Origin of the sequence: Kineococcus arenarius subsp. arenarius (assembly GCF_050871845.1) — a bacterium.
Taxonomy (GTDB): domain Bacteria; phylum Actinomycetota; class Actinomycetes; order Actinomycetales; family Kineococcaceae; genus Kineococcus.
The window spans coordinates 21,909-34,398 of the sequence record NZ_JBJLSE010000019.1; the positions used below are offsets into that span (position 1 = coordinate 21,909).

The window sequence follows — 12,490 nt, forward strand, 5'->3', positions numbered from 1 at the left end:
AGGACGCTCCCGGTCGGCACGGCACCGACGATCGGACCGGGGCGATGATGAGGAGGCCGGCGTGAGCAGAGGCGAGGCAGACGCGGGTTCGTCGCGTGGCGGGAAGCCCGTGCCCGCTCAGGGCCTGCTGTTCGCCGAGGACCTGCCCGAGCTGGACGACGAAGTGGGCTACCGCGGCCTGACGGCGTGCAAGGCGGCCGGCATCACCTACCGCCAGCTGGACTACTGGGCCCGCACGGGTCTGGTGGAGCCGAGCGTGCGCAGCGCCTCGGGATCGGGCTCGCAACGGCTGTACGGCTTCCGCGACATCCTCGTGCTGAAGGTCGTCAAGCGCCTGCTGGACACCGGGGTCTCGCTGCACCAGATCCGCACCGCCGTGACCCACCTGCGCGAGCGCGGGGTGGACGACCTGGCCCAGATCACGTTGATGAGCGACGGTGCCAGCGTCTACGAGTGCACGTCCGCGGACGAGGTGATCGACCTCGTCCAGGGCGGCCAGGGGGTCTTCGGCATCGCGGTGGGCCGGGTGTGGCGCGAGGTGGAGGGCGAGCTGGCCTCGCTGCCCAGCGAGCGCCTGGCCGAGCGCACCGAGGTCGCGGCCCCGGCGGTGGTGCTCGCCGACGAGCTGAGCACCCGCCGCCGCGCTCGCGAAGCGGGCTGAGCAGCACGCACGCGTGACGGCGCCCCCGGCCGCAGGGCCGGGGGCGCCGTCACGCGTGCGGTGGAACCCGCCGATCGGCTCAGTCGAGCAGGTGCGCGTTGGGTAGGGCCTGGCGCGCGAAGGGGTCGACGACCCAGTCGTGGCTGTCGGGCAGCCACAGCACCGCCGCGAGCAGCGCGTCGGCCCAGGTGGACAGCAGCACCTCCAGGGGTACCCGCCAGGAGTGCTGGTAGGACTCGCCGTCCTCGGCGAGCTCGAGCAGTTCCACCTGCGTGCTGGAGGAGCCCAGCCGCACCGCCAGCAGCCCCTCGTCGCGGGCGAACACCGGCAGCAGGCCCGGCGGGGCGCCGGGGCCGGGGCCCTGGCCGCTCGCCCGGCGCACCGCGTCCTCCAGGCTCAGCGGCACCCACCCGCCGGGGCCGACGGTGGGGGAACTGGTCCGGTAGCGGGTGCGCACCGGTTCCACGCCGTCGACGCAGCGCCACCAGGCGCGCGCGCCGCGCGGCACGAGCAGCCCCATCTGGCGCTCGGTCGCGTCCAGGGCCGCGTCGTCCACGCCGGGGCGCAGTCGGGTGGCGATGTCCGCGCCGGCGCGCGCCCACCGCGCGCGCAGCACGTCGACCAGCTGCAGGACGCGGGTGGCGTCGGCGCCCTCGACGTCGGGGTGGCGCACCGGCTCGCTCGCGGTGGTGCGCTGCGGGGTGAGGGCCGGGGGTGGTGCGGGGTGTGGGATCGCCGTGGCCGCCGCCGCGGGGGCGGTCCGGGCGGCGCGCACCAGGCGGTGGCGGTTGACGGGGGAGCTGGACGTCACGGAACCTCCTCGGACCCGCGGCGGAGCGGGGTGGTGCTGGGTGGCGCTGGGCGGTACTGGTGGTGCGGCCGGACCCGCTGGCGCACACCGTGATCGCACGGTAAGGGTGTCCGGTGCCGTGCGCACGTCGGCGCCGCCACGGCAACCCCTGCCCGGCCAAGTGTCGCTGAATTCACCCTCCGTGACCAGAGGGGCGGGTCCCGTCTCGGACGTGCTGGTCGAGGACCACGTCGAGCAGGCGGTCGAACTGCTCGGCCACCCGCTGCGCCGCCACGGGGCGCAGCGCGTGCAGCGGCTTGCCCGCTCCTTGCGACTGCGGCACGGCCACGCGGTCGGGCAGCGGTTCCAGGACCAGGTCGCCGAACAGCGAGCGCAGCTCCTCCAGCCGGAAGCGCTGCTCGCCCGAGCGGGGCGAGTACCGGTTCACCAGGACGCCGGCCACCCGGGGGCCCGAGCGCAGCGCGGCGACCTCGTCCAGCGTGCGGCCCACCGCGGCCACCGAGAAGCGGCTGGCGTCGGAGACCACGAGGACGGCGTCGCTGGCGCGCCAGGCCGAGCGGGTCAGCCCGCCCAGGGACGGCGGGCAGTCCAGCAGGGCGAGCTGGTGGTCGTCGAGCTTGCGCAGCGCGCGCCGCAGGCTCTCCAGGTCGGCCTCCTGGGGGTCGGGCGCGTCCAGCCCGGCGGAGGCGGCCGAGCCGCTCACCACGTCGAGCAGCCCGGGGTGGTCGTCCACCCACCCGCTGGGGGCCACCGCGGACTCCGCGACGCGGCGCTTGGGGGTGCGCAGCACCGCGGCCACGTCGTGCGCGCGCTGCGCGGTCACGTCCAGCCCCGAGGTCGCGTCGGCCTGCGGGTCGAGGTCGACGACGAGGGTGCTGAGGGAGCGGTGCAGGGCGGCGGACGCCAGCCCCAGGGTCACCGACGTCTTGCCCACGCCGCCCTTCGCGCTGCAGACGGTCACGGTGATCATCGCGAGAGGATACCGGTCCACGCGGCCCGGACCGCCCGCGCCGCAGCGGGATCGGTCCTCGCGCCACCCGTCGCACCAGCGGGTCGCGAGCACCGGTGACCTACAGTGGCACCGGAAGCTGGCTGCGCATCCCGCGCGGGAGAGACCCCGGTCCGGCCGGGGCGCCGAAGGGGCAACGACCCCGGAACCTCTCAGGCGGAAGGACCGCGGGGGACAGGCCGCTCTGGAGGTCCCGCCGCGCGGGCCGACAGACGGGGACGTCCTGACCGCCACGACCCCCGGAGCCCCCGTGACCGCCACCGCACCCGCCCCCTCCGGCACCACTCCCGGCAGCACCAGTCCCGGCAGCACCACGCCCGACAGCACCGCCGCGGCCCCCGGCACGGGCGGGCCGGTGCCCTTCGCCGGCCGGCACATCGGCCCCGACGCTGCGCAGGCCGCCCGGATGCTCGCCACCGTCGGCCTGTCCTCCCTGGAGGAGCTCGTCGAGCGCGCCGTGCCCGCCGGCATCCTCGAGCAGCCCGGCGCCCTGGACCTGCCGCCGGCGCTGGACGAGGCGTCGGTCACCTCGGCGCTGCGCGCTCTGGCTGCGCGCAACCGCGTGGTCCCCTCGATGATCGGCCTGGGCTACCACGGCACCCGCACCCCCGCGGTGGTGCGGCGCAACGTCCTGGAGGACCCCTCCTGGTACACGGCGTACACGCCGTACCAGCCGGAGATCTCCCAGGGCCGGCTGGAGGCGCTGCTGAACTTCCAGACCGCGGTGGCCGACCTGACCGGCCTGGACGTGGCGAACGCCTCCCTGCTCGACGAGGGCACCGCCGCGGCCGAGGCGATGACGCTGGCCCGCCGCGTATCGAAGGCGCCCGCCGGAGCGGTGTTCGCCGTCGACGCCGACGTGCTGCCGCAGACCCTGGCGGTGCTGCGCACCCGTGCGGTGCCGCTGGGCGTCGAGCTGGTGGGCGTGGACCTGGACGCCGCCGACCCGCTGGCGGCGCTGGGGGAGCGGGCCCCGTTCGGCCTGCTCGTGCAGTACCCGGGCACCTCCGGCTGCGTGCGCGACCTCGCGGGCGTGGCCGCGGCCGCGAAGGCGCGCGGCGCGGTGGTGGTGGCCGCCGCGGACCTGCTCGCCCTGGCCGTGCTGCGCGCACCCGGCGAGTTCGGGGCCGACGTGGCCGTCGGCTCCTCGCAGCGCTTCGGGGTGCCGATGTTCGCCGGCGGCCCGCACGCGGCGTACGTGGCGGTGCGCAAGGGGCTGGAGCGCAACCTGCCCGGCCGCCTCGTGGGCGTCTCCAAGGACGCCGACGGCGCGCCCGCGTACCGCCTGGCCCTGCAGACGCGCGAGCAGCACATCCGCCGCGACCGGGCCACCAGCAACATCTGCACCGCGCAGGTCCTGCTGGCCGTGGTGGCCGGCTGCTACGCCGTGCACCACGGCCCGGAGGGGCTGCGCGCCATCGCCGCGCAGGTCGCCGGCACCGCCGCCGGTCTGGCGGCCTCGCTGCGCGCCGGGGGCGTGGACGTCGTGCACGGGGAGTTCTTCGACACCGTCCTGGCCCGCGTGCCCGGCCGCGCCCGCGACGTGGTGGCCGCCGCCCTGGAGGCGGGGGTGAACCTGCGCCTGGTCGACGACGACCACGTCGGCCTCACCTGCGACGAGACCACCGGGCCGCAGCAGGTGGCCGCGGCGCTGGCCGGGTTCGGCCTGCGTCCGGCCGAGCGGGCCCCGGCCCACGCGCTGCCCGCCGGGCTGCTGCGGACCTCGCCGTTCCTGACGCACCCGGTGTTCTCGCGGCACCGTTCGGAGACGTCGATGCTGCGCTACCTGCGCCGGCTCTCCGACGCCGACTACGCCCTGGACCGCGGGATGATCCCGCTGGGTTCGTGCACCATGAAGCTCAACGCCACCACCGAGCTGGAACCGGTGTCGTGGCCGGAGTTCGCCGACCTGCACCCGTACGCGCCGGCCGACCAGCTCGCCGGCACCGCGCAGCTCGTCGCGGACCTGGAGCACTGGCTGGCGGAGGTCACCGGGTACGACGCGGTGTCCCTGCAGCCCAACGCGGGTTCCCAGGGCGAGTTCGCCGGGCTGCTCGCGATCCGCGCCCACCACCGCTCCCGCGGCGAGGCGCACCGCACGGTCTGCCTGATCCCCAGCTCCGCGCACGGCACCAACGCGGCCAGCGCGGTCATGGCCGGCTTGCGCGTCGTCGTCGTGGCCTGCGACGCCGAGGGGAACGTCGACCTGGACGACCTGCGCGCCAAGGTCGCCGAGCACGCCGGCGACCTCGCGGCGATCATGGTGACGTACCCGTCCACCCACGGGGTGTACGAGGAGTCGATCCGCGAGGTCTGCGCCCTGGTGCACGACGCCGGCGGCCAGGTGTACGTCGACGGGGCCAACCTCAACGCCCTGGTGGGGCTGGCCCGGCCCGGCCGGTTCGGCGCGGACGTCTCCCACCTGAACCTGCACAAGACGTTCTGCGTCCCGCACGGCGGCGGCGGACCCGGCGTCGGCCCGGTCGCGGTACGCGCCCACCTGGCGCCGTTCCTGCCCGCCACCACCCCCGACGCCGACCCCGAGCGCGTCGGCATGGTGTCCTCCGCGCCGTTCGGCTCCGCCGGGATCCTGCCGATCTCGTGGGCGTACGTGCGCCTCATGGGCGCGCAGGGGCTGCGCGCCGCCACGGTGCAGGCCGTGCTCAGCGCCAACCACGTCGCCGCCCGCCTGTCCGGGGCGTTCCCGGTGCTCTACCGCGGGCCCGGCGGGCTCGTGGCCCACGAGTGCGTCCTGGACCTGCGCCCGATGACGAGGGCGACCGGCGTGAGCGTCGAGGACGTCGCCAAGCGGCTCGTCGACTTCGGTTTCCACGCCCCGACGATGTCGTTCCCCGTCGCCGGCACCCTCATGGTCGAACCCACCGAGAGCGAGGACCTCGCGGAGGTCGACCGGTTCTGCGACGCGGTGCTCGCCATCGCCGCCGAGGTCCGGGAGATCGAGGAGGGCCGCTGGGCGGTGGCCGACTCCCCGCTGCGCCACGCCCCGCACACCGCCGCCTCGCTCGTGGGCGAGTGGGACCACCCCTACACCCGCGAGCAGGCCGTCTACCCGCCCGGGGTGGACCCGCGCACGAAGTACTGGCCCCCGGTGCGCCGCGTCGACGGCGCCGCCGGGGACCGCCACCTGGTGTGCTCCTGCCCGCCGCTGGAGGAGCTGGCCGAGGCCTGAGCGGACCGGCGGCGCGCCCGCGGGGTCAGCGCCCGTCCGCCCCCTCCAGGGCGGGCGGGCCCTGCGGCCCGTCGCTGCCGGCGGGGTACTCCCGCAGCGGCGCGGCCCCGCGCTGCCAGGCGGCCAGGATCGGCTCGACGATGCGCCAGCCCTCCTCCGCCTCGGCCGCGTGCGCCGACAGCCGGGTGTCCCCGGCGAGCACCGCCAGCAGCAGCTGCCCGTACGGGCCGGGCTCCTGCCGGGCCAGGTCGGCGCCCATCTCCACGGCCTCCAGCTCGAACGGGTCGCCGGCGCCGTTGAGGTCGAAGCGCAGCGAGACCCGGTCGGGGTCCAGCTGCAGGCGCAGCTCGTTGCGGTGCGGGCGGGGCCCCTCGAACACCGCGTGCGGCACCTCGGCGAAGCGGACCACCACCTCGCGCCGATCGGCCGCCAGCGCCTTGCCGGTGCGCAGCCGGAACGGCACGCCCGCCCACCGCCAGGTGTCCACGTGCAGCACCACCTCGGCGTACGTCTCGGTGCCGCGCTCGCCGTCGACGCCGGGCGCGTCGACGTAGTCGTCGACCTCCCGGCGGCCGTGGCGGCCGTCGACCGTGCCGGCGGTGTACCGCCCGCGCGCCGTGCAGCGGGCGACCTCGTCCTCGTCCAGCGTGCGCACCGCGCGCAGCACGTCGACCTTGCGGGCGCTGAGGTCCGCCGGGCGCATCGACTGCGGCGGCTCCATCGCCACGTACGCCAGCAGCTGCAGCAAGTGGTTCTGCACCATGTCGCGCAGCGCGCCCGAGCGGTCGTAGTAGCTGGCGCGGGACTGCGCGTCCACGGTCTCGTCGAAGACGATGTCGACGGACTCCACGTGGGTGCGGTTCCACACGGACTCGAAGAGGCGATTGGCGAACCGCAGACCCAGGACGTTCAGGACGGTCTGCTTGGCCAGGAAGTGGTCCACCCGGAACGTGCGGTCCTCGGGCACGACCCGCCCCAGCGCGGCGTTCAGGCGCCGGGCGCCCTCCAGGTCCTGCCCGAACGGCTTCTCCACCACGACGCGGACGTGCTCGGGCAGGTCGCACTCCCCGAGCGCGGCGACGACCCGTTCGAACAGCACGTGGGGCAGCGCCAGGTACACCACGACGGGCTCGCCGTCGCCTGCGCGCTCCAGCGCGGCGCGCAGCACCTGCGGGTCGGTGACGTCGCCGTGGACGTACGCGGCGGTGCCGGCCAGCTGCTCGCGCACCTCGTCCGGAGCGTCGCCCGCACCCTCGGCCAGGGCCCGGCGCACGTGGTCGCGGAAACCCCCGTCGTCGAGGTCGTCCTGGGCGACGCCCACCAGCCGCACCCCGTCGGGGTGCACCGGGGCGATCTGCGCCAGGGCGGGCAGCAGGTATCGGGCGGTCAGGTCCCCGGTCGCGCCGAGGACCACGAACTGCGCGGTCACGGATCCCTCCATCCTCGTGCGGGTGCGTCCGGGCCCCAGCACAGCAGCCGGGGCCGCCGCGCGCGCGCCGGGGCACCCCTAGGATCGGGTCGGGGGTGATCGCGGTGGGGTTCCTGGAGGAGCTGCTCGAGCGCAGCTGGCTGCTGTGGATCGCCGCCGCGCTCGTCCTGGGCATCCTGGAGATCACCGCGATCGACCTGGTCTTCGCGATGCTGGCCGGCGGCGCCCTGGCCGGGGCGCTGGCGGACGCGCTGGGCCTGGGGTTCGTGGGGCAGGTCCTCGTGGCCGCCGCCGTCGCCGGGCTCCTCATCGGCACGATCCGCCCGGTCCTGCTGCGCCGGCTGCGCATGCCCCCGACGGGCACGACCAACGCCGCGGCGCTCGTGGGCCGCCCCGCGCTGGTCCTGCACGAGGTCACCGTCCGCGGCGGCCTGGTCAAGCTCGCCGGCGAGACGTGGTCGGCCCGGTCGGCGCCGGGCCGGGCGTTCGCCGAGGGCGAGGACGTCGTCGTCACCGCGATCGACGGCGCCACCGCCGTGGTCGGCCCCGCCGACGGCGGGGCGCCGGAGCAACCCGAGGAGAGCACCTGATGGTGGACACCGTCGTGACCCTGGTCGTCCTGGTCCTCGTCGTCCTGTTCGCGGTGGCGGTGATCGTCCGCACCATCCGCATCGTCCCGCAGGCCTCCGCCGTCATCGTGGAGCGGCTGGGGCGCTACTCGCGCTCGCTGGACGCCGGCCTGCACTTCCTGGTGCCGTTCATCGACAAGGTCCGCGCGACCGTGGACCTGCGCGAGCAGGTGGTCTCCTTCCCCCCGCAGACCGTCATCACCTCCGACAACCTCGTCGTGAGCATCGACACGGTCATCTACTACCAGCCCACCGACCCCAAGGCCGCCACGTACGAGATCGCCGACTACATCCAGGCGATCGAGCAGCTCACCGTCACCACGCTGCGCAACGTGGTCGGCTCGCTGGACCTGGAGCAGACCCTCACCAGCCGCGACCAGATCAACGGCCAGTTGCGCGGAGTGCTGGACGACGCCACCGGGCGCTGGGGGATCCGCGTGAACCGCGTCGAGCTGAAGGCCATCGACCCGCCCGCCAGCGTGCAGGACTCCATGGAGAAGCAGATGCGCGCCGAGCGCGACCGGCGCGCGGCCATCCTCAACGCCGAGGGCTTCAAGCAGTCGCAGATCCTCACCGCCGAGGGGGAGAAGCAGTCGCAGATCCTGCGCGCGGAGGGCTCGGCGCAGGCCGCGATCCTGCGCGCGCAGGGCGAGGCGCGCGCCATCACCCAGGTCTTCGACGCGATCCACCGCGGCGACCCCGACCCCAAGCTGCTGGCCTACCAGTACTTGCAGACGCTGCCGCAGATCGCCCGCGGCGACGCCAACAAGCTGTGGATCGTGCCCAGCGAGCTCAACGACGCGCTGAAGGGCTTCGGGGCGATGTTCAACGCGCACGGCGGTTCCAGCTCCGACGGGGGAGGCGGGGGTGCCGCACCGCGGCGCCGGCCCGAGGGCGAGGCCCCGGCGGCCGGTTTCGAGGAACCCGTGCTGGAGGACCCGGCGGAGGCGCTGAACCGCGCCCGGGCCGAGGCGGCCGGCGCCACCCGCGACGCCGAGGGCGCCACCCGCCGGGTCGGCGGGACGGGTGGGGTGCCACCGCAGGAGGGGTGAGCGCCCCGGGCGGACACGCCCCTCAGCCGGCCTGGGGCGGCACCGCGGTCCGCCCACCGGTGTGGCCGGACCCCAGCGCCTCCACCACGGCGGTGCGCCGCAGCGACTCCAGCTCGGCGGCCTGCCGGTCGGCGCGGTGCACGAGCTCCTGCAGCTCCTCGGCGTCCAGCCGGGGGTCGTTCATCGCCAGCTCCCGCAGCGAGCGCCACAGCGCCCCCTTGCCCTGCACCCCCAGGGAGAGCATCTCCAGCTCGACCACGGAGCTCAGCGGCGAGCGGCGCAGCAGGCGCCCGTTGGTCTTCAGCGTCCCCAGCGCCTCCCCGGCCCGGCCCAGCGCCTGCAGGCGGCGGTCGGGTTCGACCCCCAGCGTCCGCATCAGGCGGGTCAGCGTGCGGCGGTCCTCGTCGATCTCCGCGGTCAGGCGCCCCAGCGCGTGGCCGGCGTCGGTGCCGCGGTGGCTGCGCGCCGCGCGGGCGAACCGGGCGCGGCCGGCCGTGGCCCCGGCGAGGTGGTCGTTGAGGTAGATGGCCAGCAGGTGCTGCCGGTCCGGCGGGGGGGTGCGCTCGTCGTCCACGTCGGTGCACTACCCGCGGCGGGCGGGGAGAAACCGTCCTCGGGCGGTTCCCGCCACCCTCGGCGGGGTAGGGGACGGTCGTGGAGCCCAGCGACCGGGAGCTGTCCCTGACCTTCATCGGCACCGCGACGACGCTCGTGCGCTACGGCGGGCTGACGCTGCTGACCGACCCGAACTTCCTGCACCGGGGGCAGCGCGCCTACCTCGGCAAGGGGCTGGTCGCGAAGCGGCTCACCGAGCCGGCCCTGGGCGTGGCGGACCTGCCGCGGCTGGACGCCGTCGTGCTCTCGCACCTGCACGGCGACCACTTCGACCGCGTCGCCCGCCGCGGACTGCCGCAGGACGTGCCGCTGCTGACGACGCCGCACGCCCGCCGGCGCCTCGCCGGCCGCCACGGCTTCACCGACGTCACCGGCCTGGGCACGTGGGACTCTCGCACGCTGGTGCGCGACGGGGTGCAGGTCCGGGTGACGGCGGTGCCCGGCCGGCACGCGCCGGAGCCGTGGCAGCGGCTGCTGCCCCCGGTGATGGGCAGCGTGTGGGAGTTCGGCCCGCCCGGCGCGCGCGCCGAGTTCACCGTGTACGTCTCCGGGGACACCCTGAACGTCCCGGAGCTGCGGGAGATCCCCCTGCGCTACCCCGAGGTGGACCTGGCCGTGCTGCACCTGGGCGGCACCACCCTGCCCGGTGGCCTGGTGGTCACGATGGACGGCGTGCAGGGCGCCGACCTGCTGCAGGTCGTCGAGCCGGTGCACGCCGTCCCGGTGCACGTGGACGACTACCGCCTCTTCCGCTCGCCGCTGTCGCACTTCCGCGACGAGGTGGAGCGCCGCGGGCTGGGGGAGGTCGTGCGGTACGTGGCGCGCGGGCAGACCGCGGTGTTCGACCCGCGCTGAACGGCTGAACGACCGTCCGCTGCGGCCGCCGTGCGTCCCGCGACGCGCCGCCCACCTGCTTTACAACGTTGTGAGTGATGGGCATCCTGTGAGGGCACTCGCACGGAGTGCGCTCGACGAGGAGCAGGAGGAAACCCCGTGCCCCGTTCCACCACCGGCGACGAGACGGTCCCCACGCGGCGTCGCCGCACCACCCTGGCCGCGGCCACCGCGGCGCTGTGCCTGCTGGCCGGTGCCGGCACCGCGAACGCCGCCGGGCACCACGGCCCCCCGCCCAGCGGCAAGCTGCCCATGAGCGGGGACACCGGCGACTACGTGCCCGGGGTCGTGGACGACCCCGTGCACGACCCCACGTTGTTCAGCGACCGCGGCACGTACTACGTCTTCTCCACCGGCGTGGCCAACGCCGACGACCCCGGCGGGGTGTTCGTGCGCAAGGCCACCGACCTGGCCGGGCCGTGGGAGTCGGTCGGGGCGATCGAGCTGCCGGAGTGGACGAAGGCGTACGGCGTGGGACACCTGTGGGCCCCGCACGTCGTGCAGCGCGGCAACACCTTCTACCTGTACTACGCGGCGTCCTCGTTCGGGTCCAACAACTCCGCCATCGGCGTGGCCACCACCCGCACTCCCGGCGACCTGGACAGCTGGGTCGACCACGGCCCCGTCCTGCGCTCGGACACCGACGACGACTACAACGCCATCGACCCGCAGGTCTTCTCCGACGGCGGCCAGTGGTACATCGCCTTCGGCTCCTTCTGGACCGGGGTGAAGATCCAGCGGCTGTCGGACATGTTCACCCCGACCGGTCCCGTCATGGACCTGGCCAGCAACCCGGTCGACCCGCCCAACGCCATCGAGAACCCGCAGGTCTTCAAGCACGGCGGCTACTGGTACCTCACCGTCTCCTGGGACTTCTGCTGCCAGGGCGTGAACAGCACCTACAAGACCGTCGTCGGCCGCTCGAAGAGCCCCACCGGCCCGTTCGTGGACCGCGAGGGCGAGGCCATGACCGACGGCGGCGGCACCCTGCTGCTGGGCGCCCGCGGGAACCAGATCGGCACCGGCGCCCTCGACGTGCTCAACGACCGCGGTCGCACCTACGCCGTGCACCACTACTACGACGCGAAGACCGGCGGCACGATCCGCATGCAGATCCGCGAGGTGGAGTGGCGCGACGGCTGGCCGTACTTCAGCTACGGCCCCGGCGACGGCGCACCGGCGTCGTGAGGCCGCCCGGGCGGATCAGCCCGGGCACTCCACGCCCGCGCGGTCGGCGTCCACCAGGGCGTCGACCGCGCGGACGAAGGCGTCGCTGGCGGGGCTGACGACCTTGCGGGCGAACGCCGCGCCCGAGGCACGCACGGCCTCCAGGTCCGAGAGGACCACGGTGCGCGGGTGAGGGCTGCCCCCGGGGAAGAACGTCCAGCTGGTGGGACCCGCCTCGACGCGCAGCTCCGGCCGGGCGCCGAGGACGCTGTGCGCGAACGACTCGTCCGGCAGCAGCGTGGAGGCGAAGTACCGCTGCACCGTCCGGTCCTGCGCGGCGGCCAGCAGGTGCGCCACCGCGCGAGCCGACAGCGTCATCCACAGCGAACCCTTGCGGTAGGCCACTCCCTCGGGCGCCGCGGGGCAGCCCGGGCCGCGGCGGTGCCCCAGCACCAGGGTCCGGCCCCCCGCCAGCCGCAACCGGGGGCCGCCCACGAAGGCGCCGGCCCGCTCGCTCAGGCGCGCGGCGCCCCCCACCCAGCGCGGCGGGAGCAGGTCGCCACCCGGCACCTCGTGCCAGCAGTCGCGGTAACGCTCGGCGTAGTCGCGCGGGTCCGGGCGCAGCAGCGCGTCGGTGCCGCGCTCCAGGAGCCCCTCCTCCCACCGGCGCAGGTCGCGCACCGGGTGGTCCTGCCCCGAGACCACGACCGTGGCCCGGGGCTGCCAGCGCTCCTCCGCCGTGCGCAGCGCCTCCAGGACCGCGGCCGTCAGCGACCACGTCCCCCAACCGACCCGCAGGCGGCTGCGCAGCTCCTCCGCGCCTGCCGCCGCCAGCTCGCGCGTCGGCAGGAACCCGCTGCCCCGGGCGTGCCGGACCAGCACCCTGGCCCCGGGCGAGAGCTCCCGCACGCGCTGCACCGCGCCGAGCACCCGTCGCGGTTCGGTGTGCGCGAGGAGGACGTACGCGAAGGACGTCGCCCGGGGCGCCGGGGCGGCTTGGAGCACGACAGGGAGTGTGAAGGTTGAACCTGCG

General features: G+C 75.4%; 11 protein-coding genes and 1 riboswitch. Of the genes, 6 read left to right on the plus strand and 5 right to left on the minus strand.

Translation table 11 applies throughout. The features are described 5' to 3' along the window. Nucleotides 1-61 precede the first annotated feature (61 nt). A complete protein-coding gene (locus tag ACRYM0_RS07275) occupies nt 62-661 on the plus strand; it encodes a MerR family transcriptional regulator (RefSeq protein WP_432503542.1) in 600 nt (199 codons plus the stop codon). A 79-nt stretch (nt 662-740) separates the two neighbouring features. Here the strand turns inward: ACRYM0_RS07275 and ACRYM0_RS07280 are convergent, their stop codons facing one another. Both ACRYM0_RS07280 and ACRYM0_RS07285 read right to left on the minus strand, forming a co-directional pair. Beyond that, entirely contained in the window at nt 741-1,472 is a 732-nt protein-coding gene (locus ACRYM0_RS07280) for an SMI1/KNR4 family protein (protein ID WP_432503544.1), read from the minus strand. A 172-nt stretch (nt 1,473-1,644) separates the two neighbouring features. Next, nucleotides 1,645-2,442 (minus strand): ParA family protein, encoded by a 798-nt coding sequence (locus ACRYM0_RS07285; protein ID WP_432503546.1) that lies wholly within the window; start codon nt 2,440-2,442, stop codon nt 1,645-1,647. 126 nt (nt 2,443-2,568) lie between these two features. Continuing rightward, a riboswitch (glycine riboswitch) is annotated at nt 2,569-2,659 on the plus strand. A 228-nt stretch (nt 2,660-2,887) separates the two neighbouring features. On the opposite strand from ACRYM0_RS07285, the gene gcvP reads away from it, so the two are divergent. Continuing rightward, the gene (gene gcvP / locus ACRYM0_RS07290; protein WP_432503594.1) at nt 2,888-5,671 is read left to right on the plus strand and encodes an aminomethyl-transferring glycine dehydrogenase; all 2,784 of its coding nucleotides are present in this window, start codon (nt 2,888-2,890) and stop codon (nt 5,669-5,671) included. Between the two features lie 25 nt (nt 5,672-5,696). On the opposite strand, the gene ACRYM0_RS07295 is transcribed toward gcvP, so the two are convergent. Further along, complete coding sequence (locus ACRYM0_RS07295) at nt 5,697-7,100, minus strand: glucose-6-phosphate dehydrogenase (RefSeq protein WP_432503547.1); 1,404 nt, start codon at nt 7,098-7,100, stop codon at nt 5,697-5,699. Nucleotides 7,101-7,195: 95 nt separating this feature from the next. On the opposite strand from ACRYM0_RS07295, the gene ACRYM0_RS07300 reads away from it, so the two are divergent. After that, entirely contained in the window at nt 7,196-7,690 is a 495-nt protein-coding gene (locus ACRYM0_RS07300; protein WP_432503550.1) for an NfeD family protein, read from the plus strand. Next, nucleotides 7,690-8,781: an SPFH domain-containing protein gene (locus ACRYM0_RS07305; protein ID WP_432503552.1), complete on the plus strand. Its 1,092-nt coding sequence runs from the start codon at nt 7,690-7,692 to the stop codon at nt 8,779-8,781. The genes ACRYM0_RS07300 and ACRYM0_RS07305 overlap by 1 nt, the downstream gene beginning before the upstream one ends. A 22-nt stretch (nt 8,782-8,803) precedes the next feature. On the opposite strand, the gene ACRYM0_RS07310 is transcribed toward ACRYM0_RS07305, so the two are convergent. Further along, nucleotides 8,804-9,355 carry a hypothetical protein gene (locus tag ACRYM0_RS07310; protein ID WP_432503554.1) on the minus strand — a complete coding sequence of 184 codons (552 nt, stop codon included), beginning with the start codon at nt 9,353-9,355 and terminating at the stop codon, nt 8,804-8,806. Nucleotides 9,356-9,435: 80 nt separating this feature from the next. Here ACRYM0_RS07310 and ACRYM0_RS07315 point away from each other — a divergent pair, with 80 nt between their 5' ends. Both ACRYM0_RS07315 and ACRYM0_RS07320 read left to right on the plus strand, forming a co-directional pair. After that, the gene (locus ACRYM0_RS07315; RefSeq protein WP_432503556.1) at nt 9,436-10,251 is read left to right on the plus strand and encodes an MBL fold metallo-hydrolase; all 816 of its coding nucleotides are present in this window, start codon (nt 9,436-9,438) and stop codon (nt 10,249-10,251) included. Nucleotides 10,252-10,389: 138 nt separating this feature from the next. Next, a complete protein-coding gene (locus ACRYM0_RS07320) occupies nt 10,390-11,478 on the plus strand; it encodes an arabinan endo-1,5-alpha-L-arabinosidase (RefSeq protein ID WP_432503558.1) in 1,089 nt (362 codons plus the stop codon). 15 nt (nt 11,479-11,493) lie between these two features. Here ACRYM0_RS07320 and ACRYM0_RS07325 read toward each other — a convergent pair whose 3' ends face one another. Further along, the gene (locus ACRYM0_RS07325) at nt 11,494-12,462 is read right to left on the minus strand and encodes a core-2/I-branching beta-1,6-N-acetylglucosaminyltransferase family protein (RefSeq protein WP_432503560.1); all 969 of its coding nucleotides are present in this window, start codon (nt 12,460-12,462) and stop codon (nt 11,494-11,496) included. Nucleotides 12,463-12,490: the final 28 nt, after the last annotated feature.